We start from the raw sequence: 24,526 nt of genomic DNA, 5'->3' as shown, positions 1-24,526 counted from the left end.
CCGATGCCTTTGTCTACATCCATCCTGCTGACGATCGCGCTCGCACCGCTGGTCGGCTGCCTGCTGGCCGGTTTCCTCGGCAAGCAGATCGGTCGGGCCGGCGCGCACTGCGTGACCATCCTCGGCCTGCTGATTTCCTGCGGCCTCTCGTTCTACGTGCTTTACCAGATCGGGTTTGCCGGCGCACCGGCCTACAACCACAACCTGTACACCTGGTTCGAGATCGGTCACCTGAATGCCAGCGTCGGCTTCATGATCGACCGGCTGACCGCGATGATGATGGTGGTGGTGACCTTCGTGTCGCTGCTGGTGCACATCTACACCATCGGTTACATGGCCGACGACGACGGTTACCAGCGCTTCTTCAGCTACATTTCGCTGTTCACCTTCTCGATGCTGATGCTGGTGATGTCGAACAACTTCCTGCAGCTGTTCTTCGGCTGGGAAGCGGTGGGCCTGGTGTCGTACCTGCTGATCGGCTTCTGGTACAAGAAGCCCACGGCGATCTTCGCCAACCTCAAGGCGTTCCTGGTCAACCGCGTGGGCGACTTCGGCTTCCTGCTGGGCATTGCTGCCGTGCTGTATTTCATGGGCACGCTGGACTACGCCACCGCGTTCGCCGCGGCACCGACGCTGGTCGGCAAGACGCTGGCAATTACCCAGGGCACGCATTGGGATGCGGCCACGGTGATCTGCATCCTGCTGTTCATCGGTGCCATGGGCAAGTCGGCACAGGTGCCGCTGCACGTGTGGCTGCCGGACTCGATGGAAGGCCCGACGCCGATTTCCGCGTTGATCCACGCGGCCACGATGGTGACCGCCGGCATCTTCATGGTCGCGCGCATGTCGCCGTTCTTCGAGCTGTCGACCACCGCGCTGAGCTTCGTGCTGGTGATCGGTGCCACCGGTGCGCTGTTCACCGGCATGATCGGCATCGTGCAGAACGACATCAAGCGCGTGATCGCGTATTCCACGCTGTCGCAGCTGGGTTACATGACCGTGGCGCTGGGCGTGTCGGTGTACGCCGGTGCGGTGTTCCACCTGATGACGCATGCGTTCTTCAAGGCGCTGCTGTTCCTCGGCGCGGGTTCGGTCATCATCGCCATGCACCATGAGCAGGATATGCGCTACATGGGCGGCCTGCGCAAGTACATGCCGATCACCTGGATCACCATGTGGGTGGGCTCGCTGGCGTTGTGCGCGGTGCCGTTCTTCTCCGGTTTCTATTCGAAGGACGCGATCATTGAGGCGGTGGGCGAATCGCACCGCTGGGGCGCGAGTTATGCCTACTTCTGCGTGGTCGCCGGTGCGTTCGTCACCGCGCTGTACACGTTCCGCCAGATGTACCTGACCTTCCACGGCAAGGAACGCTTCACCGTCGTCGAGCATCATGGACACGGTCACCACGACGACCACGGCCACCATGAGCCTGGCGTCCTTGCGCACGCGCCGAAAGAATCGCCGTGGGTGGTAACGCTGCCGCTGATCCTGCTGGCGATCCCGTCGGCGCTGGTCGGTTTCTTCACGGTCAAGCCGTTGCTGTTCGGTCACTGGTTCGGCAGCGCCATCCACGTGAATCCGGCCAACGACATCCTCGGCGAGATGGGCGAGCACTTCCACGGTGCGCTCGCCATGGCGCTGGACGGCTTCATCAGCCTGCCGTTCGGTCTGGTGGTGCTGGCCTTTGCCATCACCACGTACATCTATCTGTTCAATCCGGCGATGGCCGACAAGGTCAAGAGCCTGCTGAAGCCGTTGTGGACGGTGCTCGATCGCAAGTACTGGGTCGACAACGTGTACTACGCGCTGTTCGCCACGGGAAGCCAGAAACTTGGCCGCCTGTTCTGGAAGGCGGGCGATACCGCCGTGGTCGACGGCGTGATGGTCAATGGTTCGGCAGCGACGGTTCGACGTATCGCCGCCGGTACGCGCCGGTTGCAATCCGGTTACCTGTATCACTACGCCTTCGCGATGATTGTCGGCCTGATCCTGCTGCTAGGCGGGTACTGGCTGATCGGGCAATAAGGGAAGCGAGCACACATGTTCAATCACTTGCTCAGCCTGCTGATCTGGCTACCCATCATCGGCGCGGTGCCGGTGCTGCTGGCCGGTTCCGGCCGGCCCAACGCGGCGCGCTGGCTCGCTCTGCTGTTCATGGTGCTCACCTTCGTGGTGAGCCTGTTCCTGCTGCCGCAATACAACGCCACGGCGGGCGGCATGCAGCTGGTCGAAAGCCATGTCTGGATCGCCTCGCTCGGGGTGCACTACGGCTTGGCCGTGGACGGCATCTCGGTAGCGCTGATCGTGCTCACCACGATCGTCGGCATCCTGGTGGTGGTCGGCGCGTGGGAGGTCATCAAGGTCAACACGCACCAGTACATGGCCGCCATGCTGGTGCTCGAAGGCCTGATGATCGGCGTGTTCTGCGCCACCGACGCGTTGCTGTTCTACGTGTTCTTCGAGGCCATGCTGATCCCGATGTTCATCCTCATCGGTGTCTGGGGTGGCCCGCGGCGCGTCTATGCCACGCTGAAGTTCTTCATCTACACGTTCCTCGGCTCGGTCTTCATGCTGATCGCGCTGATGTATCTGTATGAGCGCTCGGGCACGTTCGACATGCACGTGTGGGCGTCGTTGCCGCTGACGATGAAGGAACAGACCTGGCTGTTCTTCGGCTTCCTGATCGCCTTCGCGATCAAGGTGCCGATGGTGCCGGTGCACACATGGTTGCCGGATGCTCACGTGGAGGCGCCAACCGGCGGCTCGGTGGTGCTGGCTGCAGTGATGCTGAAGGTCGGTACCTACGGCATGCTGCGCTTCATCCTGCCGATCGTGCCGGACGCGGGTGAGCATTTCACCTGGCTGATCGTCGTGCTCAGCCTGATCGCGATCATCTACATCGGTTACGTGGCGCTGGTGCAGGAGGACATGAAGAAACTCGTGGCCTACTCGTCGATCGCGCACATGGGCTTCGTCACGCTGGGCATCTTCATCGCCTTCATGCTGATTCGCCACGACGGCAACGTCGACGCGGCGCGCCTGGGCATGCAGGGTGCGATGGTGCAGATGATCTCGCACGGTTTCGTCTCCGGCGCCATGTTTACCTGCATCGGCGTAATGTACGACCGCCTGCATACGCGCCTGATCAAGGATTACGGTGGCCTGATCAACGTGATGCCCTGGTTCGGCTTCTTCTACGTGCTGTTCGCGATGGCCAACTGCGGCCTGCCGGGCACCAGCGGTTTCGTCGGCGAGTTCATGGTGATCCTGGCCAGCTTCAGTGCGAATCCGTGGATCGGCTTGTTCGCCGCCTTCACCCTGATCATCGGCGCGGGTTACACGCTGTGGCTGGTCAAGCGGGTGCTGTGGGGGCAGATCACCAACCCGCACGTGGCCGAAATGAAAGAGATCAATGGTCGCGAGACCTTCGTGCTGGCCGCCTTTGCCGCACTGGTGCTGTTCATCGGTATCTGGCCCGAGCCGCTGGTCCATCTGATGGACAGCTCGGTGACGCAACTGGTGCAGCAGCTCGCCGTCCACAAGATTTAAGCGGAAACACAGCCAATGCCGACTTTCAACGACATCCTTGTCCTGCTGCCGGAGTTCTATCTGGTAGCTGCGGCGTGCCTTCTGCTGCTGCTGGACGCCTTCATGAAGCCGGAGCAGCGCGGCGTGCTGCACTGGATCTCCATCGCCGTGTTGCTGGTGGCGATCTACCTGGTCATCGCCGGCCAGCCACCGGAAACGGTCACCGCGTTCGGCGGCATGTTCATCCGTGATCGCGCGGCCGAGATACTCAAGGTGTTCTCGCTGTTGAGCGTGGTGCTGGTATTCATCTACTCGCGCCCGTACCTGGTCGACCGCAAGCTGTTCCAGGGCGAGTTCTACACGGTGATGATCTTCGCGGTGATCGGCGTGATGCTGCTGGTCTCGGCCGGCAACCTGGTGATGATCTACCTGGGCCTGGAACTGCTGACGTTGTCCTCGTATGGACTGGTGGCGCTGAATCGCGATTCGCCGTTGTCGTCTGAAGCAGCAATGAAGTACTTCGTGCTGGGTGCGTTGTCCTCGGGCATGCTGCTGTACGGCATGTCGATGGTGTACGGCGCCGCCGGCACGCTCGACCTTGCCGCCTTGCACGGTGCCACCGCCCATGCCGGCATGCCGCACCTGATGCTGTTCGGCCTGATCTTCATGCTGGTGGGTATCGCCTTCAAGCTGGGTGCCGCACCGTTCCACATGTGGATTCCCGACGTCTACCAGGGCGCGTCGACTCCGGTCACCACGTTCATTGCCTCGGCTTCCAAGCTGGCCGCGTTCGGCATGGCATACCGCCTGCTCGAAGGCGGCATGGCTGACCTGGCGCATTACTGGCAACCGATGCTGGCCGTGATCGCGGTGCTGTCGATGGCGATCGGCAATTTGGTCGCCATCGTGCAGACCAACCTCAAGCGCATGCTGGCGTACTCGACCATCTCGCACATGGGTTACCTGATCATCGGCTTGGTCAATGCCGGCCCGGAGGGTTACTCCGCCGCGATGTTCTACGCGATCAGCTACGCGCTGATGGCCACCGCCGCCTTCGGTGTGATCCTGGCGCTGGCGCGTGCCGGTTTCGAGTGCGAGGAGATCGACGACTTCAAGGGCCTGAACCAGCGTTCGCCGTGGATGGCTTTCCTGATGATGCTGGCGATGTTCTCGCTGGCTGGCGTGCCGCCGCTGTACGGCTTCTTCGCGAAGTACCTGGTGCTGCAGGCTGCCATCGATGCGCACATGTTGTGGCTGGCCATCGTCGGTGTGGTGTTCGCCATCATCGGCCTGTACTACTACCTGCGCGTAGTGAAGGTGATGTACTTCGACAAGGCCGAAGAGGGCGTGCTGACGAAGTTGCAGCCGGATGCCACGTTGCGCGTCGTGCTGTCGCTGAATGCGCTGGTGCTGGTGGCGCTGGGCATCTACTGGGGACCGCTGCTGGGCTGGTGCAAGCAAGCGTTCGTCGGTTGAGTTTCACGCCGCGATGCGCGGCAAGCAGCAAGAAAGTTTGATGATAAGGCTTGCAAGAAACCGGCCATCTCGTTAGACTTTGCGGACTCTGATGCGGGGTGGAGCAGTCTGGCAGCTCGTCGGGCTCATAACCCGAAGGTCGCAGGTTCGAATCCTGCCCCCGCTACCAGGTCTTTCTTGGACAAGAAAGCCTCCTTAGTGAGGCTTTTTTGTTGGGCGCAAGGATGCGTCGTGTTGTTTGGCTGGCCCGCAGGGCGCCGCAACGCCGGAAAGATGCTGGAGGAGTCGGGACATCGGCGAGATAGGGAAATGGGCCGCTTGAGCCCATTTTTTGTTTCTGGCGACAGCTGACATACAGATCCCACGACGGGCAATACATGGATACACAAGCACTCGCGCAACGCTTTACCGACGTCCTGGGTGATCTGGGCCTGGAATGCATCGGTGTGGAGTTCACCCCGGCGCAAGGGCAGAGTACCCTGCGCGTTTATCTGGACGTGCTTGATCAGACCACGGAGGGCCGCGAGGTCACTCTGGACGATTGCGAAGCAGCCAGCCGCGAGTTGTCGGCGCTGCTCGACGTTGAAGATCCGGTTCCGGGGCATTACGTACTGGAAGTGTCTTCGCCGGGGCTTGATCGCCCGCTGTTCAGCGCGGGGCAGTTCGCGAAGGTGGTGGGGCAGGAAGTGAAGATTCTGCTGAAAGCGCCGATCGACGGGCGTCGCCGGCTTCGTGGCAAGGTGGTGTCGGTGGAAGGCGAGCAGATTGCGCTGGAGGCCGAAGGCAAAGCATTCGGCTTCGAGCATGCCGCGGTGGAAAGTGCACGCGTGGTGCCCGACTGGGCCGGTCTCGGCTACGTGCCGCAGCCCAAGCGTGGCGGCAGCACGCGAAGCAAGAAGAAAGCCGGCAAGTGAATTGAGGCAAGTGAATTGAATGGTGCGGCCATGGACAGGCCGCTTTTTGATCCCAAGCATTCATGGACGGATGCCAAAGTTAACGAGCGGGCGCCGGGTGGTGTCTACGGAGTTGCTGCAATGAGCAAAGAGCTTTTGCTGGTGGTTGACGCGGTTGCCAACGAAAAGGGCGTGCCGCGCGAAGTGATCTTCGAAGCGCTGGAAGCCGCATTGGCTTCTGCGGCGAAGAAGCGCTATCCGGAGGAAGATCCGGACATCCACGTCTCGATCGACCGCGACACCGGCGATTACGAGACCTTCCGTCGTTGGGAAATCATCGCCGACGATGGCGAGATGGAGTCCCCGTTCTACCAGCTGCGCCTGATGGATGCGCTGGACGAACGTGAGGGCGCCGAGGTCGGCGAATACATCGAGACGCAGATCGAGAACGCCGAGTTCGGCCGCATTGCCGCGCAGGCCGCCAAGCAGGTGATCGTGCAGCGCGTGCGCGAAGCCGAGCGCCAGCAGGTGGTCGATGCATACGTCGACCGCGTTGGCGAACTGATCACCGGTATCGTCAAGCGCGTCGAGCGCGGCAACGTGTACCTGGACCTGGGTTCTAATGCCGAGGCCTTCATCCCGCGCGACAAGACCATTCCGCGCGAGTCGGCCCGCGTCGGCGATCGCGTGCGCGGCTATCTTTTTGAAGTGCGTTCGGAAGTGCGCGGCCCGCAGTTGTTCGTCTCGCGCGCAGCCCCCGAATTCATGATGGAGCTGTTCAAGCTCGAAGTGCCGGAAGTCGGCCAGGGTTTGGTGGAGATCAAGGGCTGTGCCCGCGATCCGGGCGACCGCGCCAAGATCGCCGTGCTGGCCCACGACACCCGCACCGATCCCATCGGCGCGTGCATCGGCATGCGCGGTTCGCGCGTGCAGGCGGTGTCCAACGAGCTCAACGGCGAACGCGTCGACATCATCCTGTGGCACGAGAACCAGGCCCAGTTCGTCATCAATGCGATGGCGCCGGCCGAAGTGCAGTCCATCATCATGGACGAGGAAAAGCACTCGATGGACATCGCCGTGGCCGAGGACAAGCTCTCGCAGGCGATCGGTCGTGGCGGCCAGAACGTGCGCCTCGCCAGCAAGCTCACCGGCTGGCAGCTCAACGTGATGACGCAGGACCAGGTCACCGCCAAGAGCGAGGCCGAGCAGGACGCGGCACGCCAGCTGTTCATGGACAAGCTGGAAGTGGACCAGGAGATCGCCATCATCCTGGTGCAGGAAGGTTTCTCCAGCGTCGAGGAAATCGCCTACGTGCCCAGCGCCGAGCTGCTCGCCGTGGAAGGCTTCGACGAGGACATCGTCGAGGAGCTGCGTGCGCGTGCGCGTGATGCGCTGCTCACCGAGGCCCTGGCGGTGGAAGAGGATATCGACGAGCACCAGCCGAGCGAAGAGCTACTGGCCCTCGACGGCATGGATGAGACGACGGCCTTTGCCCTGGCCGCTCGCGGCGTGGTCACGATGGATGATCTGGCCGACCTTGCGGTCGACGACCTGATCGATATCGAGGGCATGGACGAGGAGCGGGCTGCGGCTCTGATCATGGCGGCGCGAGCCCCGATGATCGCTGAATTGGAGAAGGGCGGCTAACCGCGAAACGGCAGCACCCTGGATGGGTGCGCCGAGGGAAGCTCAGGCAGCTTCCCGCCATGGATGGAGGTGGACGTGCAGGCAAGGCCGCACGGACGATAAGCGCGGGAACGGCGGAGAAAGCACACGATGTCGGATGTCACGATCAAACAACTCGCCCAGGTACTGGGCATGCCGGTAGACAAGCTGCTTGGACAGCTTGGCGAGGCCGGCATGAAATTCTCCGATCCGGAGCAAGTCGTCAGCAGCACTGAAAAGGTGAAGCTGCTTGGTTTTCTGCGTCGCACGCACGGCAAGGGCGAAGCCGTGGCCGAGGTCGAGGACAGCTCGCCGCGCCAGATCACCCTGAAGCGACGCAAGGTCAGCGAACTCAAGGTTGCCACGCCAGGCGGCCGCGGCGCGGCCAGCAGCGCCAAGACGGTGAACGTGGAAGTGCGCGCCAAGCGCACCTACGTCAAGCGCAGCGTGATTGCCGAGGAAGCCAGCGCCGAGCCCGAGCGCGAAGAGGCCGTGCGCAAGCTGGCCGAATCGCAGCAGCAGCGCGAACAGGAAGAAAGCGCGCGTGCCGAGGCCGAACATCGCCGCGAGGAAGAAGCGCAGCAGCGCGCACTCGACGAGCAGCACAAGGCCGAGGAAGCGGCACGCATTGCCCGTGAGCAACAGGCTGCGGCACACGCCGAGTCCGCGGCAGAGCAGGCCGAGGCTGTGAAGCCCGCTGCCGAAGATGCACCCGCGAGCCCGGTGGCGGCCGAGCCCGAACCTGAAACGAAGGCCGAGCCCGCTGCCGAGCCGTCCGCTTCCGAATCGACAGCCGCAGGTTCTGGCGGCACCACCGATCACAGCAGCTTTGGCATGATCGTTCCGCGCATTCACGAGCCGCGCAAGCGCGAGAAGAAAGTGGTTGCTCCGGCGCCGGCCCCAGCTCCCGCACCGGCCCCGGCGGCTCCTGCCGCCGACGCCGCTCGTGGTGGCAAGGCGCGCCACGGGCGCGATCGCGACGACACCCCGGGCGGCAAGCGCTTCGCCAGTGGCGAGTTGCACCTGTCTGCCGCCGACCGCGCGCGTCGTTCCAGCCGCCGTGGCAAGCCCGGGCGGGGCGCGAGCCGCGATGCATCGCGTGGCAGCACGGCGTCCGGCCCGCACGGTTTCACCCGACCCACGGCTGCGGTCGTGCGCGAAGTGATGGTGGGCGACGCCAACGTGGTCGCCGAACTGGCGCAGAAGATGGCGGTCAAGGGTTCCGAGGTGGTCAAGGCCCTGTTCAAGATGGGCGTGATGGCCACCATCAACCAGACCATCGATCACGACACTGCGGTGCTGGTGATCGAAGAACTTGGCCATACGCCGGTTGATGCCAGCGCCAATGACGCCGAGGCTGCTCTGGCTGCCCATACCCAGAGTGTCGAACTGGATGGCGAGAAGAGCACCCGTCCGCCGGTGGTCACCATCATGGGCCACGTCGACCACGGCAAGACCTCGCTGCTCGATTACATCCGCCGTACCAAGGTGGCTTCGGGTGAGGCCGGTGGCATCACCCAGCACATCGGTGCCTATCACGTGGATACGCCCAAGGGCGTGATCACTTTCCTGGATACCCCGGGCCATGCCGCGTTCACCGCGATGCGTGCCCGTGGCGCGCAGTCCACCGACATCGTGGTGCTGGTTGTGGCTGCCGATGACGGCGTGATGCCGCAGACGGCCGAAGCCGTGAAGCATGCGCGGGCGGCGAAGGTGCCGCTGATCGTGGCGCTGAACAAGATGGACAAGGACGACGCCAACCCCGACCACGTCAAGCAGGGCCTGGCCAACCTGGAAGTGATCCCGGAAGACTGGGGTGGCGACACCATGTTCGTGCCGGTGTCGGCCAAGACCGGCATGGGCGTCGAGGATCTGCTCGAAGCGATCACGGTGCAGGCCGAGGTGATGGAGTTGACCGCGGTGGTCGACGGTCCGGCCTCGGGCGTGGTGATCGAATCCAGCCTCGACAAGGGGCGCGGCCCGGTGGCTACCGTGCTGGTGCAGCAGGGCACGCTCAAGCGCGGCGACTTCGTGGTTTGCGGCATCGAATACGGCCGCATGCGTGCGCTGGTCGACGAGACCGGCAAGACCGTGCAGGAAGCCGGTCCGTCGATCCCGGTGCAGGTGCTCGGCTTGTCCGGCGTGCCCGAGGCGGGTGACGACTTCGTCGCCGTGGCCGATGAGCGGCTGGCTCGCCAGGTGGCGGAAGAGCGTCATCAGAAGCGTCGCGAGACGCGCCTGGTCAGCAAGGCCAACCGTCTCGAGGACATCATTGCGCAGATGGGTCAGGGCAACGAGCAGCAGACGCTCAATATCCTGGTCAAGGCCGACGTGCAGGGTTCGGTGCAGGCACTGCGCGAGTCGCTGAGCGCGATCGGCAACGACAACGTGAAGGTCAACGTGATCGCGGCCGGCGTCGGCGGCATTACCGAGTCCGACGCGACCCTGGCGGCCGCTTCCAAGGCGCTGGTGATCGGCTTCAACGTGCGTGCCGATGCCTCGGCGCGCAAGGTGATCGATACGGCCGGCCTCGACGTGCGCTACTTCTCGATCATCTACGACGTGATCGACCAGGTGAAGCAGGCGGCCTCCGGCTTGCTTGGCGTGGAGATCCGCGAGGAGATCATCGGCATCGCCCAGGTGCGCGAGGTGTTCCGCAGCTCCAAGTTCGGCGCGGTGGCCGGCTGCATGGTGACCGAGGGTCACGTCAAGCGCAGCAAGCCGATCCGCGTGTTGCGCGACAACACCGTGGTCTTCGAGGGCGAGCTGGAATCGCTGCGCCGCTTCAAGGACCTGGTGGACGAAGTGCGCAACGGCATGGAATGCGGTATCGCCGTGAAGCAATACAACGACGTCAAGGCCGGCGACCAGATCGAATGCTTCGAACGCATCGAAGTGGCTCGCACGCTGTAAAGCCGGGAGAGAGGAGCGAGAAGTGAGGAGTGAGAGTTTGCTCCCCACGCTCTTCTCTCACTTCTCTCTCCTCTTGACTCACTCCTGGTTTTTGCCATGCCCTCCCGCGACTTCAAACGTACCGACCGCGTAGGCGCCGAACTGCGCCGCGAACTGGGCCTGCTGGTCCACGCGGCCGTGCGCGACCATGGGTTGTCCTCATGCAGCGTGTCGGACGTGGAGGTCACCCGCGACCTTGACTGGGCCACGGTATGGGTGACCGCCTTGCTGCCGGACCAGTCGCTGGAACTGGTGAAGGCGCTGAACGGCATGTCCGGCGAATTCCGTCGCTCGTTGTCGCGCAGCATGCGTTTGCGTAGGGTGCCCGAGCTGCGTTTCAAGTACGACGATTCGGTGGACAAGGGCGAGCGCATCGACGCGTTGCTGCGTGAAGGTGCTGCCGGCCATGCACAGGATGAAGGCGACGCCTGAGCGCGTGTTGCCCTGTCGTTTTCCGTGAGCAAGCATCGTCACCGCATCCGTTTTCGCCATCTGCACGGCATCATGCTGCTCGACAAGCCGGCAGAAGTCAGTTCCAGCCAGGCCTTGCAAACCGTGCGCCTCCTGCTGCGCGCGGCCAAGGGTGGCCATGCCGGCGCGCTCGACCCGTTGGCTACCGGCTTGCTGCCGCTGTGTTTCGGCGAGGCCACCAAGCTGGCTCACAACCTGCTGGGGTCGCGCAAGGCCTACCTGGCCGAATGCAGTCTCGGCGTCACCACCACCACGGGCGATCGGGAAGGCGAGATCGTCTCCTGCTGCGACGTGCCGGAATTCAGCGACGAGCAGTTGGAGGCCGTCCTGGCCCGGTTCCGCGGGCGTATCGTTCAGGTTCCCCCGGTGTATTCGGCGCTCAAGCAGGATGGCGAACGGCTGTATGTGAAGGCGCGGCGCGGTGATGCCGTCGAGGTGCCGCCACGCGAGGTGGATGTGTTCAGCCTGGAATGCCGGGAACGCACGGCCCATACCCTGAAGCTGTACGTGGAATGTGGTTCAGGTACCTATATCCGCAGCCTGGCCACCGATCTGGGCGAGGCACTGGGCTGCGGCGCCCACCTGGCCTCGTTGCACCGGCTGTGGGTGGAACCGTTCCATGAACCGGCCATGGTGACGCTGGATCAGTTGCAGGAAGCGGCGGAGCAGGGCGATGCCGCCTTGCTGCGCTGGCTGTTGCCCATCGAGGCGGGATTGGCGGGCTTGCCGATGCTGCGGCTGGATGCGGCGCAGAGTCTGGCGGTGACGCAGGGGCGCCAGATTGTGCTGGAACACCCCGCGGAGCCGGGAAAATGTGCGCTGCAGGCCGACGATGGTCGCCTGCTGGCACTGGTCGAACGGGACGACAGTGGCCGGATCAGCATCCTGCGCGGGTTCAATCTGCCGCCTCCTTGACCCGGGAACATCATTGCAGGCCCTGCGGTCTTGTTGCCGTGCACCTGCTCTAGCTACAATACGTTGCTTGCACCATATCGTTTCATTCAACTGACGAAGCTTGCGCAACGCCATCGCGCGGTGATGTTGCGCAAGCTTCGTATTCGCTTTCGAGGAAAGGTAACCATGTCTCTCACCGCAGAACAGACCGGCAAGATCCTTGCTGATTACGGCCGCGTGCCGAACGATACCGGGTCGCCGGAAGTGCAGGTCGCCCTGCTGTCCGCCCGCATCGAACATCTCACCGAGCATTTCAAGACGCACAAGCAGGATCATCACTCGCGTCGCGGCCTGCTGCAGCTGGTCAACCGTCGCAAGAGCCTGCTCTCCTACCTGAAGGATCGTGACCTGGCTCGCTATCAGAGCCTGATCGAGCGTCTCGGCCTGCGTCGTTAATCGGAAAGGACATCATAAAGTGGCAAAAGTAACCAAGTCATTCCAGTACGGTAATCACGAAGTCACACTGGAGACGGGCGAAATTGCCCGCCAGGCGTCCGGTGCGGTCATGGCCAGCATGGGCGGTACCGTGGTGCTGGTCACCGCAGTGGCTGCGGCCAAGCAGAAGGAAGGCCAGGATTTCTTCCCGCTCACCGTCGACTACGTCGAGAAGTTCTATTCCGCCGGTCGCATCCCCGGTGGCTTCTTCAAGCGCGAAGGCCGCCCGACCGAGAAGGAGACGCTGACCTCGCGTCTGATCGATCGTCCGGTGCGCCCGCTGTTCCCGGATGACTTCAAGAACGAAGTGCAGGTGATCGCCCAGGTCGTCTCGCTGAATCCTGAAGTCGACGGCGACATCGTCGCTCTGCTTGGTGCCTCCGCCGCGCTGAGCCTGGCCGGTATCCCGTTCAAGGGCCCGATCGGCGCCGCGCGCGTGGGTTACGCCAATGGCCAGTACCTGCTGAATCCATCGGCCACCGAGCTGAAGACCTCCGAGCTGGACCTGGTCGTCGCCGGTACCGCCGGCGCCGTGCTGATGGTGGAATCCGAAGCCAAGCTGCTGTCCGAGGACGTGATGCTCGGCGCGGTGATGTTCGGTCACCAGCAGATGCAGACCGCCATCCGCGCGATCGCCGAGCTGGCCACCGAGGCCGGCAAGCCGTCGTGGGACTGGAAGGCGCCGGCTCGTGACGAGTCGCTGGTTGCCGCCGTCAAGGGTGCGGTCGGCGATCAGCTGGCCGCGGCGTTCTCGGTCCGCGACAAGCTGGAGCGTCGCGACGCGATCTCCGCGATCAAGGCCGACGTGCTGGCCGGTCTCAAGGCACAGGCTGAAGAGAAGGGCTGGGCCACCGCTGCGATGGCGAAGGAATTCGAGGAGCTCGAATACCACACCATGCGCGACAGCGTGCTGAAGACCAAGGTCCGCATCGACGGTCGCCAGCTGGACGACGTGCGCGCGATCACCGCCCGTGTCGGCGTGCTGCCGCGCACCCACGGCTCGGCGCTGTTCACCCGTGGCGAAACCCAGGCGCTGGTCATGATCACGCTGGGCACCACGCGTGACGCGCAGATCATCGACGCCCCCGGTGGCGAGTCGAAGGATCCGTTCCTGTTCCATTACAACTTCCCTCCGTTCTCGGTGGGCGAGGCCGGTCGTTTCGGTGCGCCGAAGCGTCGCGAAATCGGTCATGGTCGCCTGGCCAAGCGCGGCGTGCAGGCCGTCAAGCCGAGCATCGAGGAGTTCCCGTACGTGGTGCGCGTGGTCTCGGAAATCACCGAGTCCAACGGTTCCTCGTCGATGGCTTCGGTGTGCGGTTCCTCGCTGGCGATGATGGATGCCGGCGTGCCGCTGAAGGCGCCGGTGGCCGGTATCGCCATGGGCCTGGTCAAGGAAGGCAACGACTTCGTCGTGCTGTCCGACATCCTGGGCGACGAGGATCACCTCGGCGACATGGACTTCAAGGTGGCCGGTAGTGCCGATGGCATCTCCGCGCTGCAGATGGACATCAAGATCGACGGCATCACCGAAGAGATCATGAAGGTCGCACTGGCCCAGGCCAAGCAGGGTCGCCTGCACATCCTCGGCGAAATGGCCAAGGCATTGACCGAAGCCCGTACCGAGATGAGCGAGTTCGCTCCGCGCCTGATCACCATCAAGATCCACCCGGACAAGATCCGCGAAGTGATCGGCAAGGGTGGCGCCACGATCCGTTCGATCACCGAGGAAACCGGCACCACCATCGACATCAGCGACGACGGCACCGTCATCGTCGGTTCGGTGAATCGTGAGGCGGGCGAAGCGGCGAAGAAGCGCATCGAACAGATCGTTTCCGACGTCGAGCCGGGCCGTATCTACGAGGGCAAGGTCGCCAAGCTGATGGACTTCGGTGCGTTCGTCACGATCATGCCGGGCAAGGATGGTCTGGTGCACGTGTCGCAGATTTCCAACGAGCGCGTCGAGAAGGTTTCCGACAAGCTCAAGGAAGGCCAGATCGTCAAGGTCAAGGTGCTGGAAGTGGACAAGCAGGGTCGTATCCGCCTGTCCATGAAGGCCGTCGAAGAGGACGAGGGCGCCAACGCCTGAGTCATGTCGCCGCCTGGTGCGGCGACAGCGTCTTCCGCAAGGCCCGGTCATGCCGGGCCTTGCGCGTTTCTGCGGGCAGGCTTTTGCTACGATGGACGCAAGTGAATCAAGGAGGCCGACATGGCCGAACAGGCAGGCGAATTCTTCGGGAACTGGCAAGCGCTGGCCCGGGAATCGTGGGACGCTTGGCTGCGCAAGGCGCAGTCGCCGTCGGCCGCGGGCGCACCGTTCGGTTCGTCGCCTGCGGCAGGCTCCGATGACGTATTCGCCCGCAGCATGAGCGGCCTGAAGGCCTACATGGATTGGATGCAGGGGGCGGCGGCGGGCGCTGCCTCGCCGGCATCGGCGCCGGACTGGTCGCAGTCGCTGCGGCAGATGTTCGAGGGCGCGATGGGCGGCGGCCAACCCTTTGCCCAGGCGTTCGGCCATGCTGGTCCTGCTGCGGGCGGGTTCGCGCCAGCCTGGCAAGCCATGTGGGAAGCAACCCGCCCGGGCATGCCGGGAGCCGAACCCGTGGCGGCCTTCGGTCATGCACGCGAGCAGCAGTTGCAGCAACAGGCGCTGGCCGCGGCGATGATGGAATACCTGGAGACCCACGCGCGCTACCAGGCGCTGATCGAGCGCGCCCATGCCCAGGGCATGGAGCGCATGCAGGAGAAGCTGGCGCAGCTGACTGCTGCCGGTCATCCGGTCGAGACGATGAAGGCGATGTACGACGCGTGGGTGGATACCGCCGAGGATGCCTACGCGGAAGTGGCTTTGTCCGACGAGTTCCGCGAAGTCTTTGGCGCCATGAGCAATGCGCAGATGCGCCTGCGCCAGTTGCAGCAACAACAGGTCGAGCAGTGGTGCCGCGAACAGGGCATGCCCACGCGCAGCGAGGTGGCCAGCCTTGGCCAGCGGTTGCAGGAAGTCCGGCGCGAATTGCGCGCAAGCCGCGCGGAAAAGGCAAAGGCATCCGACGGCACGTCGTCTGCGCTGCAGGCGGAAGTTGCCGCATTGAAGCGCCGTATCGATGCGCTGGAGGGCGAGCGCCAGCCGGCCGTCGCCACGAAGGCTGCCAAATCGCCGAAAGCGACGAAGACGACATCGGCAAAGCGCAGGGCCGCGCCCGCCAAGACTGTCGCACGCGCGGCTGGTCCGCGCACGTCGAAGAAGTAGGAAGTCCCATGTCCGATCCGTTGCACTTCGATCCGATCCAGGCCATGCAGGAGATGGCCGTCTTCCAGCGCAAGCTGGCGGCTGGCATGACGCAGTTGCGCGGGGTGGGCGAGCCCGAATACGCCAACACGCCACGCGAGCTGGTCTATCGCGAGGACAAGCTCACCGTCTGGCACATGCGCGGTGAGCGCGAGCCGACCGCCAAGACGCCGGTGCTGATCGTCTATGCGCTGGTCAACACGGTGTGGATGACCGACCTGCAACCGGACCGCTCACTGGTGCGCAACCTGTTGGCGCAGGGCGAGGACGTCTACCTGATCGACTGGGGCTATCCGGATGGCGCCGATCGCTGGCTGACCCTCGACGATTACCTCAACGGTTATCTCGACCGCTGCGTCGACGCCGTGCGCACGCGGCACGGGCTGGATGCGATCAATCTGCTGGGCATCTGTCAGGGCGGGGCGTTCTCGCTGTGCTACACCGCCCTGCATCCGGAGAAGGTGCGCAACCTCGTCACCATGGTCACGCCGGTGGATTTCCGCACCCCGGACAACATGCTTTCGCACTGGGTGCAGGGCGTGGACGTGGACCTGTTCGTCGACACCATGGGCAACATTCCGGCCGCCCTGATGAACTGGGTGTACCTCACCCTGAAACCGGTGCGCCTGCTGCAGCAGAAATACGTGAACCTGGTGGACATCCTCGACAAGCCGGTCGAGCTGGAGAATTTCCTGCGCATGGAGCGCTGGATCTTCGATTCGCCCGACCAGGCCGGCGAGGCCTTCCGTCAGTTCATCAAGGACTTCTACCAGGGCAACAAGCTGGTGCGCGGCACGCTGGAGATCGGCGGCCAGCCGGTGGACCTTGGCTTGATCACGCAGCCGGTGCTGAACATCTACGCCGAGCAGGACCATCTGGTGCCGCCGGATGCCTCGCGCGCATTGGCCCGTCACATCGGCACCACCGACTACACCGAGCTGGCCTTCCGCGGCGGCCATATCGGCATTTACGTATCCGGCCGCGCACAACGCGAAGTGCCGCCGGCCATCCACCAGTGGTTGCGTGAGCGCGACTGATCATCACACGGGGAGAACTTCCATGAGCAAGCGTCTGAGCCGTTCGCGTACCGACCGCAAGCTGGCCGGTGTGTGCGGTGGCATCGCCGAATTCCTGGGCTGGGACCCCACCCTGGTGCGCGTGTTGTGGATCGTGCTGACCATGCTGGGTGGTTCGGGCATCCTGATCTACCTGGTCCTGTGGGTGGCGATGCCCGAGGATTGACCCCGTGCGCGTCGCAGTGAGCTTCGAATCGCGCTGAACCTTCAAGAGAACCCATGGATTACGAACGTTACGACCGTATTCGCGCCGTGCAATGGCAGCGCGACCATCTGCGCCTGCTCGACCAGCGGCTGTTGCCGCAGGAAGAGCGCTGGATCGACTGCCGTGATGCGGGGCAGGTGACCCAGGCCATTCGCGACCTGGCCGTGCGCGGTGCCCCGGCCATCGGCATTGCCGCCGCCTGGGGCGTGGTGCTGGCGGCGCAGCAGCATGTGTCGCTGGACCTGGCCTTGGCGCAATTGCGTTCCGCCCGGCCCACCGCCGTGAACCTGATGTGGGCGCTGGACCGCATGAAAGCGCGCATCGCTGCCGGTGCGGATGCCGCGGCGCTGGAGCGTGAGGCGCAGGCGATCCAGGATGAGGACCTGGCCGCCAACCGCCGCATGGGTGAACTGGGTGCGGCATTGATTGCGCCGCATTCGGGCGTGCTCACGCACTGCAATACCGGCTCGCTGGCAACGGCAGGCTTCGGTACCGCACTGGGTGTGATCCGTGCCGGCGTGGCGGCAGGACGGATCGAGCGCGTGTTCGCGGGCGAGACGCGGCCGTGGCAGCAGGGCGCGCGGCTGACCATGTACGAGCTGGTGCGCGATGGCATCCCGGCAAAGCTGATTGCCGATTCGGCGGCGGCCCATTTGATGAAATCCGGCGAGATCCAGTGGGTGATCGTCGGCGCCGATCGCATCGCCGCCAATGGCGATACCGCCAACAAGATCGGCACCTACCAGCTCGCCATCGCCGCGCACCACCATGGCGTGAAGTTCATGGTGGCGGCGCCGTCGTCCACGGTCGATATGGCAACCGCCACGGGCGAGGACATCGACATCGAATTGCGCGATCCGGCCGAGCTGCTTTCGACGGCCGGGCGGCGCACCGTGGTGGAAGGTGCCGAAGCGTGGAATCCGGTGTTCGACGTGACACCGGCCGGGCTGATCGATGCCATCGTCACCGAGCGTGGCGTGATCGAACGCCCGGGCGAGCTGGCCATGCAGGCGATGTTCGGGCGATGAGGTTGCGCCGCGAGATCGCGCTGTTCGCGGTGGGTGGCGTGATCGGTCTGCTGATCGATGCCTCGGTGGTGCAGATGCTGGTCAGCATCGAAGGCTGGAATCCCTATCTGGCGCGGATTGTTTCATTCCTGCTCGCTGCCAGTTTCACCTGGTGGTGGAACCGCCGGCACACCTTCGCCACGCGCTCCAGTGGCCGTTCGGCGCATGCCGAATGGCTGCACTGGATGGGCCTGATGAGCCTGGGAGCGGTGGTCAACTACGGCGTTTATGCCGTGCTGCTGCTGGCGTTCGCGTGGCTGCATCGCTGGCCTGCCGTCGCTGCGGCGGCAGGTTCCGCGGTGGCTGCGGCGTTGAACTTCTGCATGGCCCGCGGAGTGCTTTTCAGGCACGCCAAAACGTCCTTGTAAGTCATTGATTTTGATAATTTAAATACTGTCAATTTGTAGCCGTTTGTGCTACCCTTCATCGGTTGCCCCGAGCATGCTTGCGCCCCGCGCAAAATGTGCGCGATGAGGCCCTTTTTCACCTCCAGGGAAGCCGATTGATGGCAGAACTCGCCAAAGAAGTCATTCGCGTCAATATCGAAGACGAGATGCGCCAGAGCTATCTCGACTACGCCATGAGCGTGATCGTGGGCCGTGCGCTCCCGGATGTCAGGGATGGTCTCAAACCGGTGCATCGCCGCGTGCTGTTCGCGATGAACGAGCTCGGCAATGCATGGAACAAGCCGTACAAGAAATCGGCCCGCGTGGTCGGTGACGTCATCGGTAAATACCATCCGCACGGCGATGCCTCGGTGTACGACGCGATCGTGCGCATGGCGCAGCCGTTCTCGCTGCGCTACCTGCTGGTGGATGGCCAGGGCAACTTCGGTTCGGTCGATGGCGACAATGCCGCAGCAATGCGTTACACCGAAGTGCGCATGTCCAAGCTCACCCACGAGCTGCTGGCCGATATCGACAAGGACACCGTCGATTTCGGCTTCAACTACGACGAGAGCGAACGCGAACCGCTGGTGTTGCCGGCGCGCGTGCCCAACCTGCTGGTGAACGGTTCGGCCGGCATCGCGGTGGGCATGGCCACCAACATCCCGCCGCACAACCTCAATGAGGTGATCTCGGCCACCATCGCGCTGATCGACGAACCTGCGCTGTCCATCGACGACCTGATGCAGCATGTGCCGGGCCCGGATTTCCCCACCTGCGGCATCATCAACGGCGCGGCGGGCATCGTCGAGGCCTACCGCACCGGTCGTGGCCGCATCCTGGTGCGCGCCAAGGCGGAGATCGAGACCGAGCCGAACGGCCGCGAGACGATCCTCATCCACGAGTTGCCGTACCAGGTGAACAAGGCGCGGTTGATCGAGAAGATCGCCGAGCTGGTCAAGGAAAAGCGGCTCGAGGGCATCAGCGAACTGCGCGACGAGTCCGACAAGGACGGCATGCGCGTGGTCATCGAGATCCGCAAGGACGCGATGGCCGACGTAGTGCTGAACAACCTGTTCCAGCAGACCCAGTTGCAGGTCACCTTCGGCATCAACATGGTGGCGCTGGTCGATGGCCAGCCGCGCCTGCTGAACCTCAAGGAGATCCTCGAGGCGTTCATTCGCCATCGTCGCGAGGTGGTCACCCGCCGCACCATTTTCGAGTTGCGCAAGGCGCGCGCTCGCGCGCATATCCTGGAAGGCCTTACCGTCGCGCTGGCCAACATCGACGAAATGATCGAGCTGATCAAGACGTCCGCGTCACCGGCGGAAGCGCGCGAGCGCATGCTGGCGCGCAAGTGGCAGCCGGGCATGGTCGGCGCCTTGCTCGGCGCCGCCGGGGCCGAATCCTCCCGCCCGGAGGACATGGATCCGCGCGCCGGCCTCAAGGCCGATGGCTACCAGTTGTCCGACGTGCAGGCGCAGGAAATCCTCGCCATGCGCCTGCATCGCCTCACCGGGCTGGAGCAGGAAAAGCTGTCCGACGAATACCGTCAGATCCTCGAGATCATTCGCGGCCTTATCGAGATCCTGGAAAATCCGGATCGCCTGCTTGAGGTGATTCGCGAAGAGCTGGAGGCGATCAAGACCGAATACGGCGATGGTCGTCGCACCGAGATCCAGCACTCGCAGGAAGATCTCAATGTACTCGACCTGATTGCGCCGGAAGACGTGGTGGTCACGCTGTCGCATACCGGTTACGTCAAGCGCCAGCCGGCCAGCACCTACCGTGCGCAGAAGCGCGGCGGCAAGGGCCGCTCGGCCTCGGCATTGAAGGACGAGGACGTGGTCGAGCAGCTGTGGGTGGTCAACACCCACGACACGTTGCTTGCGTTTACCAGCGTCGGCCGGATCTACTGGCTGAAGGTCTACCAGATGCCGGAAGCGGGTCCGGGCGCACGTGGCAAGCCGATGGTGAACCTGTTGCCGCTGGGCGAGGGCGAAAAGGTGCAGGCGGTGCTGCCGATCCGCGAATACAGCGAGGATCGCTACGTGTTCTTCGCCACCCGCCACGGCACGGTGAAGAAGACCCCGCTGACCGAGTTCGCGTTCCAGCTGCAGAAGGGCAAGATCGCGATCAAGCTGGACGAGGGCGATGCGCTGGTCGACGTGGAACTGACCGACGGCAACAGCGACATCCTGCTGTTCGCCTCCAACGGCAAGGTGAACCGCTTCGACGAGAACACCGTGCGCTCGATGGGCCGTACCGCCACCGGCGTGCGTGGCATGAAGCTGGCCGACGATGCCGAAGTCGTTTCGCTGATCGTGGCGGCGCAGGGCGACATCCTTACCGCCACCGAGCGCGGTTACGGCAAGCGCACCGTGCTCGACGAGTTCCCGAAGAAGGGGCGCGGCACGCAGGGCGTCATCGGCATCCAGTGTTCCGAACGCAACGGTCCGCTGGTCGCCGCGGTGCAGGTCGACGAGACGCACGAGCTGATGCTGATCTCCAACCAGGGCACGCTGGTGCGTACCCGCGTGGCGGAAGTCTCGCAGCTCAGCCGCAATACCCAGGGCGTCACCCTGATTCGATTGCCGGCTGACGAGTCGCTGGTCAGCGTGGTGCGGCTGGATGCCGAAGAGGACAACGGCGACGAAGCCGGTGTCGTTGATGGCGGGACCCCGAGCGGTGATGACAGTACGACAGCCACCCCGGTGCCCGAAGCGGAACAGGGCGGCGAGGAAGTGGCTGGCGAGGAATAAGCCGGCTGCCAGCCACCGCCCCAAAAGAGAACCCCGGCATGCCGGGGTTTTCTTTTGGGCGTGACCCGGATTTCGTGCCACTGATCCGCACGGCGTGCCCGGGCGGCCAGCCTGCGCGCCTTGGCGAGAAGATGTGCGCGGGGCAGCTTTTCTAAGCGAGAGAAGCGATGGCTTCCAGCATGGCCTCGGCGGTGGAAACGCGTAGTTCGCCGGGTGCTTCGACCTGCAGCAGGCGCACCGCGCCATCTTCTGCGTACAGGGCAAAGCGGCGTGCGCGGATGCCCATGCCGTAACCGCTGCCGTCAAGTTCCAGGCCCAGCGCACGGGTGAAGCTGGCATTGCCGTCGGCCAGCAGTTGCATGCCGGCCGGTACGTGCTGCGCGCTGGCCCACGCCTGCATCACGTAGGCATCGTTGACGGACAGGCACATCACCTCGATGTCGCGTGCGGTGAAGTCCGTGTAGTGCGTGACATAGCCGGGCAGGTGCTTGTTCGAGCACGTGGGCGTGAATGCGCCCGGCACGGCGAACAGCGCCACCTTGCGTCGGGCGAACAGCTCGCCGGTGCGAGCCGTGCGGATCTCGCCGTCGATGGCGCGGATTTCGATATCGGGCAGCAACTGCCCAGGCTGGATGCTCATGCGGTGCTCTCTGCGGGGGACGCGGGAACACATCGTAATGCTTGTGCACGAGGGTGTCTGGCGTGCCGTCAGCCAAGCCGGGTGGAACGTGAGGGTGTTGCGACCGGTAGCGCCGATGGGCGCCACCGGCCATCAATCAGCTGGTGATCGGCACGTTGCCATCGCTGCAATTGACGTAGTGGCCGGGCGAGATCGTATAACTCTGCCGGGTACCCACCACCTTGTCGCCGTGGATGAGGAACCAGAACGTCTGCGGGCCGGTGTACTCGCCATACGTGTTCGGTGCGCTGATCATGGCGCAGACCGACCAGCCGTAGATCTTCTGCGTGCCGTTGACGACCCACTCCTTGCGAGGTTTGGATACGTGCCCGAACTGCAGCGAGGCGGCATCGCTCAGATTGTTCCGGCTCCACGATTGAACCAGGTTCTTGTAGTCGGGCGGATAGGCTCCGAAGTCGGCCTGGACGCTATCGCCGTGGAATGCGGGACGGGGGCTGCCGACGCTGCTGCAGCCGGTCAGTGCGACTAGGAATAATCCTAAAAACATGCTGATTTTTATCATGTTTTCAAGTTTATCCGGCGGTTTTTGCCGAATTTGAGCATTCCGTCACGGGTACTGCGTGGTGCCTGTTTCCATGTCGATTCTGTGCACTGGATCGCGGGCCGGCGGCATGCTCCCGCGCCGGGGGCATGCCTTGAATCGCGCGGCGCTGCACCTATCTCTGCTGTCAGGCGGCGTCGATGCCGCAAATCCATCAGAGGAGTTTCGAGATGACTACTACTCGTCATATGGCCTGGGGCATGCCGCGCGATGCGCAGGCGTTCCGTCAGGCGTTCGAGCGTTTCCTGGGCCAGGAAGAAAACGACCAGTCCAATGTGGTCACCAGCCAGTGGGCACCGCAGGTGGATATCAAGGAAGAGGAAAAGCGCTTCGTGATCTTCGCGGACATCCCCGGCGTCGATCCGGCCGCGATCGAGGTGAGCATGGACAAGGGCATTCTCACCATCAAGGGCGAGCGCACGGTGGAGAACGGCGAGCAGCAAGGTCGCTTCACCCGGCAGGAACGACTGCACGGCACCTTCCATCGCCGCTTCAGCCTGCCCGACAGCGCCGATGCCGAGGGCGTCACCGCCAGCGGCAAGCATGGCGTGCTGGAGATCGCCATTCCGAAGAAGGCGGAGGCCACGCCGCGTCGCATCAATATCGCTACCGGCCACTGAGCCGGCGACAACATTCGAAAACTTGCGGATGCGGTCCACGACGGATGATGATCTGTCGTGGACCGCATGTATTGACTGATCCGGCGGCCGGGGAGTGGCAGTGGAGTTCAAAGATTATTACGACATTCTGGGCGTGAAGCCCGATGCCAGCGAGGCCGAGATCAAGACGGCGTATCGCAAGCTGGCGCGGAAGTATCACCCGGACAAGAACAAGGAAGCCGGCGCCGAGGACAAGTTCAAGGCAGCCAACGAGGCGCAGGAAGTGCTGCTCGATGCCGAGAAGCGCCGCGCCTACGATCAGGTGCGTGCTGGCGGCTACCGTGGCGGCGAGCAGTTCCGGCCTCCGCCGGGCTGGGGACAGCAGCAGGGGCAGCACTTCGAGTTTGGCGAAGGCGGCGGTGACTTCAGCGATTTCTTCGAAAGCCTGTTCGGTCGTGCTGCCGGCGGCGGCCGTGGACAAGGGCACGGACAGCCGCGCGCACGCCGCGGACAGGATGTGCAGGCGAAGGTGCAGGTGCCCTTGCACACGGCGTTTGAAGGAGGCCGCACGCGCGTCGCCCTGCACGATGGCAATGGTGGCGAGCGCGTGCTGGAAGTGAAGATTCCCGCGGGGATCCAGTCGGGGCAGGTGATTCGCCTGGCCGGGCAAGGCCAGCCTGGCGCGGGCGGACCCAACGGCGATCTGTTGCTGGAAGTGGGCATTCGCGACGACGCGCGCTTCAAGCTGGACGGTCGCAACGTGTTGCATGTGCTGCCGATCGCGCCATGGGAAGCGGCGCTGGGTGCCACGGTGCCGGTGCCGACGCTGGCGGGCGACGTGGACCTGCGCATTCCCGCCGGCTCGCAGTCGGGCCGCAAGTTGCGTCTGAAGGGGCGAGGCATGCCGGGGGCGACGCCGGGCGATCAGCTGGTCGAGCTTTCGATCCGTGCGCCCATGGCCGATTCCGACGAGCAGCGGGCCGCTTACGAGGCCTTGCGTGAACAGTTTGCCGAGTACGATCCGCGACGCTGAGCAGCAGGCCCCGCATGCGAAAACGGCGCCGCATGGCGCCGTTTTTTTGACCGCGGGTCGCTGCGAATCAGGCGGGCAGCAGGCCCTTGAGCGTGGCGGTCAGCTCCTCTTCCTTGATCGGCTTGGTCACATAGGCCTTGGCACCTTGGCGCATGCCCCAGACCTTGTCGGTTTCCTGATCCTTGGTGGTCACCAGTACCACCGGGATGTGCGAGGTGGTGGGATCCTTGCTGATCGTGCGGGTGGCCTGGAAACCGTTGAGGTTCGGCATCACCACGTCCATCAGGATCAGGTCGGGCAGTTCGCGCTTGGCGACTTCCACGCCAGCCGCGCCGTCTTCGGCGGTCAGGGTCTCATGGCCCAGTTTTTCGACGATGCGCTTGAGGCCCAGCAGCTGCGACGGGGAATCGTCGACAATCAGGGGTTCCACGCCGGAACCGCCGAAAATTCCGAAAAACAGTGTAACTAATTGTTCTAAAAACCCTCTACTAGCCGTC

At 63.9% G+C, this 24,526-nt stretch carries 21 protein-coding genes and 1 tRNA gene; 19 read left to right on the top strand and 3 right to left on the bottom strand.

Annotated elements, in window-relative coordinates; all coding sequences use genetic code 11:
- Positions 1-3: 3 nt before the first annotated feature.
- The 17 genes from nuoL to gyrA all read left to right on the top strand — a co-directional run bounded on the left by nuoL (position 4) and on the right by gyrA (position 21,156).
- On the top strand, positions 4-2,025 hold the full coding sequence (gene nuoL, locus AB7849_RS10920; protein WP_008217040.1) for an NADH-quinone oxidoreductase subunit L: 2,022 nt from the start codon (positions 4-6) through the stop codon (positions 2,023-2,025).
- A 15-nt stretch (positions 2,026-2,040) separates the two neighbouring features.
- Positions 2,041-3,549: an NADH-quinone oxidoreductase subunit M gene (locus AB7849_RS10915; RefSeq protein WP_008217037.1), complete on the top strand. Its 1,509-nt coding sequence runs from the start codon at positions 2,041-2,043 to the stop codon at positions 3,547-3,549.
- A 15-nt stretch (positions 3,550-3,564) separates the two neighbouring features.
- Positions 3,565-5,004 carry an NADH-quinone oxidoreductase subunit NuoN gene (gene nuoN / locus AB7849_RS10910; RefSeq protein WP_008217035.1) on the top strand — a complete coding sequence of 480 codons (1,440 nt, stop codon included), beginning with the start codon at positions 3,565-3,567 and terminating at the stop codon, positions 5,002-5,004.
- Positions 5,005-5,096: 92 nt separating this feature from the next.
- Positions 5,097-5,173, top strand: a tRNA-Met gene (locus AB7849_RS10905).
- A gap of 208 nt (positions 5,174-5,381) precedes the next feature.
- The gene (rimP, locus tag AB7849_RS10900) at positions 5,382-5,918 is read left to right on the top strand and encodes a ribosome maturation factor RimP (RefSeq protein ID WP_008217033.1); all 537 of its coding nucleotides are present in this window, start codon (positions 5,382-5,384) and stop codon (positions 5,916-5,918) included.
- 120 nt (positions 5,919-6,038) lie between these two features.
- Positions 6,039-7,544 (top strand): transcription termination factor NusA, encoded by a 1,506-nt coding sequence (gene nusA, locus AB7849_RS10895; protein ID WP_092700675.1) that lies wholly within the window; start codon positions 6,039-6,041, stop codon positions 7,542-7,544.
- A gap of 129 nt (positions 7,545-7,673) precedes the next feature.
- Positions 7,674-10,475: a translation initiation factor IF-2 gene (infB, locus tag AB7849_RS10890; protein ID WP_369501068.1), complete on the top strand. Its 2,802-nt coding sequence runs from the start codon at positions 7,674-7,676 to the stop codon at positions 10,473-10,475.
- Between the two features lie 96 nt (positions 10,476-10,571).
- Positions 10,572-10,946, top strand: a complete 375-nt coding sequence (rbfA, locus tag AB7849_RS10885; protein WP_008211791.1) for a 30S ribosome-binding factor RbfA — start codon at positions 10,572-10,574, stop codon at positions 10,944-10,946.
- Between the two features lie 72 nt (positions 10,947-11,018).
- On the top strand, positions 11,019-11,900 hold the full coding sequence (gene truB / locus AB7849_RS10880; RefSeq protein WP_050984322.1) for a tRNA pseudouridine(55) synthase TruB: 882 nt from the start codon (positions 11,019-11,021) through the stop codon (positions 11,898-11,900).
- Positions 11,901-12,065: 165 nt separating this feature from the next.
- Positions 12,066-12,335, top strand: coding sequence for a 30S ribosomal protein S15 (gene rpsO, locus AB7849_RS10875; protein ID WP_008211788.1), 270 nt, complete (start codon positions 12,066-12,068; stop codon positions 12,333-12,335).
- A 19-nt stretch (positions 12,336-12,354) separates the two neighbouring features.
- A complete protein-coding gene (gene pnp / locus AB7849_RS10870; protein ID WP_008211786.1) occupies positions 12,355-14,460 on the top strand; it encodes a polyribonucleotide nucleotidyltransferase in 2,106 nt (701 codons plus the stop codon).
- 120 nt (positions 14,461-14,580) lie between these two features.
- Complete coding sequence (locus AB7849_RS10865; protein WP_369501067.1) at positions 14,581-15,621, top strand: poly(R)-hydroxyalkanoic acid synthase subunit PhaE; 1,041 nt, start codon at positions 14,581-14,583, stop codon at positions 15,619-15,621.
- An 8-nt stretch (positions 15,622-15,629) separates the two neighbouring features.
- A complete protein-coding gene (locus AB7849_RS10860) occupies positions 15,630-16,697 on the top strand; it encodes a class III poly(R)-hydroxyalkanoic acid synthase subunit PhaC (RefSeq protein ID WP_008211781.1) in 1,068 nt (355 codons plus the stop codon).
- Between the two features lie 22 nt (positions 16,698-16,719).
- Complete coding sequence (locus AB7849_RS10855) at positions 16,720-16,902, top strand: PspC domain-containing protein (protein WP_008211780.1); 183 nt, start codon at positions 16,720-16,722, stop codon at positions 16,900-16,902.
- Between the two features lie 53 nt (positions 16,903-16,955).
- Positions 16,956-17,969 (top strand): S-methyl-5-thioribose-1-phosphate isomerase, encoded by a 1,014-nt coding sequence (gene mtnA, locus AB7849_RS10850; RefSeq protein WP_008211779.1) that lies wholly within the window; start codon positions 16,956-16,958, stop codon positions 17,967-17,969.
- A complete protein-coding gene (locus AB7849_RS10845) occupies positions 17,966-18,376 on the top strand; it encodes a GtrA family protein (protein WP_008211778.1) in 411 nt (136 codons plus the stop codon). Before mtnA ends, AB7849_RS10845 begins: the two co-directional genes overlap by 4 nt.
- Before the next feature lie 137 nt (positions 18,377-18,513).
- Positions 18,514-21,156 (top strand): DNA gyrase subunit A, encoded by a 2,643-nt coding sequence (gene gyrA, locus AB7849_RS10840; protein WP_008211777.1) that lies wholly within the window; start codon positions 18,514-18,516, stop codon positions 21,154-21,156.
- A gap of 151 nt (positions 21,157-21,307) precedes the next feature.
- Here gyrA and AB7849_RS10835 read toward each other — a convergent pair whose 3' ends face one another.
- On the bottom strand, positions 21,308-21,796 hold the full coding sequence (locus AB7849_RS10835; RefSeq protein ID WP_008211776.1) for a peroxiredoxin: 489 nt from the start codon (positions 21,794-21,796) through the stop codon (positions 21,308-21,310).
- 136 nt (positions 21,797-21,932) lie between these two features.
- On the bottom strand, positions 21,933-22,343 hold the full coding sequence (locus tag AB7849_RS10830) for a hypothetical protein (protein ID WP_050984321.1): 411 nt from the start codon (positions 22,341-22,343) through the stop codon (positions 21,933-21,935).
- A 224-nt stretch (positions 22,344-22,567) separates the two neighbouring features.
- On the opposite strand from AB7849_RS10830, the gene AB7849_RS10825 reads away from it, so the two are divergent.
- Together AB7849_RS10825 and AB7849_RS10820 are read left to right on the top strand one after the other, a co-directional pair.
- Positions 22,568-23,017: an Hsp20/alpha crystallin family protein gene (locus AB7849_RS10825; protein WP_050984320.1), complete on the top strand. Its 450-nt coding sequence runs from the start codon at positions 22,568-22,570 to the stop codon at positions 23,015-23,017.
- Positions 23,018-23,117: 100 nt separating this feature from the next.
- Positions 23,118-24,029, top strand: coding sequence for a J domain-containing protein (locus AB7849_RS10820; protein WP_008211772.1), 912 nt, complete (start codon positions 23,118-23,120; stop codon positions 24,027-24,029).
- 67 nt (positions 24,030-24,096) lie between these two features.
- On the opposite strand, the gene AB7849_RS10815 is transcribed toward AB7849_RS10820, so the two are convergent.
- The gene (locus AB7849_RS10815) at positions 24,097-24,459 is read right to left on the bottom strand and encodes a response regulator (protein WP_369501066.1); all 363 of its coding nucleotides are present in this window, start codon (positions 24,457-24,459) and stop codon (positions 24,097-24,099) included.
- Between the last annotated feature and the right edge of the window lie 67 nt (positions 24,460-24,526).

Source organism: Rhodanobacter sp. FW021-MT20 (assembly GCF_041107475.1).
GTDB lineage: Bacteria > Pseudomonadota > Gammaproteobacteria > Xanthomonadales > Rhodanobacteraceae > Rhodanobacter_A > Rhodanobacter_A glycinis.
This window is presented reverse-complemented; position numbering and strand designations above follow the sequence as displayed.

Excerpts from the sequence above, each read along its gene's own strand:
- nuoL (WP_008217040.1), top strand. The coding sequence starts at position 4 with ATGCCTTTGTCTACATCCATCCTGCTGACGATCGCGCTCGCACCGCTG.
- AB7849_RS10915 (WP_008217037.1), top strand. The coding sequence starts at position 2,041 with ATGTTCAATCACTTGCTCAGCCTGCTGATCTGGCTACCCATCATCGGC.
- nuoN (WP_008217035.1), top strand. The coding sequence starts at position 3,565 with ATGCCGACTTTCAACGACATCCTTGTCCTGCTGCCGGAGTTCTATCTG.
- rimP (WP_008217033.1), top strand. The coding sequence starts at position 5,382 with ATGGATACACAAGCACTCGCGCAACGCTTTACCGACGTCCTGGGTGAT.
- nusA (WP_092700675.1), top strand. The coding sequence starts at position 6,039 with ATGAGCAAAGAGCTTTTGCTGGTGGTTGACGCGGTTGCCAACGAAAAG.
- infB (WP_369501068.1), top strand. The coding sequence starts at position 7,674 with ATGTCGGATGTCACGATCAAACAACTCGCCCAGGTACTGGGCATGCCG.
- rbfA (WP_008211791.1), top strand. The coding sequence starts at position 10,572 with ATGCCCTCCCGCGACTTCAAACGTACCGACCGCGTAGGCGCCGAACTG.
- truB (WP_050984322.1), top strand. The coding sequence starts at position 11,019 with ATGCTGCTCGACAAGCCGGCAGAAGTCAGTTCCAGCCAGGCCTTGCAA.
- rpsO (WP_008211788.1), top strand. The coding sequence starts at position 12,066 with ATGTCTCTCACCGCAGAACAGACCGGCAAGATCCTTGCTGATTACGGC.
- AB7849_RS10865 (WP_369501067.1), top strand. The coding sequence starts at position 14,581 with ATGGCCGAACAGGCAGGCGAATTCTTCGGGAACTGGCAAGCGCTGGCC.
- AB7849_RS10860 (WP_008211781.1), top strand. The coding sequence starts at position 15,630 with ATGTCCGATCCGTTGCACTTCGATCCGATCCAGGCCATGCAGGAGATG.
- AB7849_RS10855 (WP_008211780.1), top strand. The coding sequence starts at position 16,720 with ATGAGCAAGCGTCTGAGCCGTTCGCGTACCGACCGCAAGCTGGCCGGT.
- mtnA (WP_008211779.1), top strand. The coding sequence starts at position 16,956 with ATGGATTACGAACGTTACGACCGTATTCGCGCCGTGCAATGGCAGCGC.
- AB7849_RS10845 (WP_008211778.1), top strand. The coding sequence starts at position 17,966 with ATGAGGTTGCGCCGCGAGATCGCGCTGTTCGCGGTGGGTGGCGTGATC.
- gyrA (WP_008211777.1), top strand. The coding sequence starts at position 18,514 with ATGGCAGAACTCGCCAAAGAAGTCATTCGCGTCAATATCGAAGACGAG.
- AB7849_RS10835 (WP_008211776.1), bottom strand. The coding sequence starts at position 21,796 with ATGAGCATCCAGCCTGGGCAGTTGCTGCCCGATATCGAAATCCGCGCC.
- AB7849_RS10830 (WP_050984321.1), bottom strand. The coding sequence starts at position 22,343 with ATGTTTTTAGGATTATTCCTAGTCGCACTGACCGGCTGCAGCAGCGTC.
- AB7849_RS10825 (WP_050984320.1), top strand. The coding sequence starts at position 22,568 with ATGACTACTACTCGTCATATGGCCTGGGGCATGCCGCGCGATGCGCAG.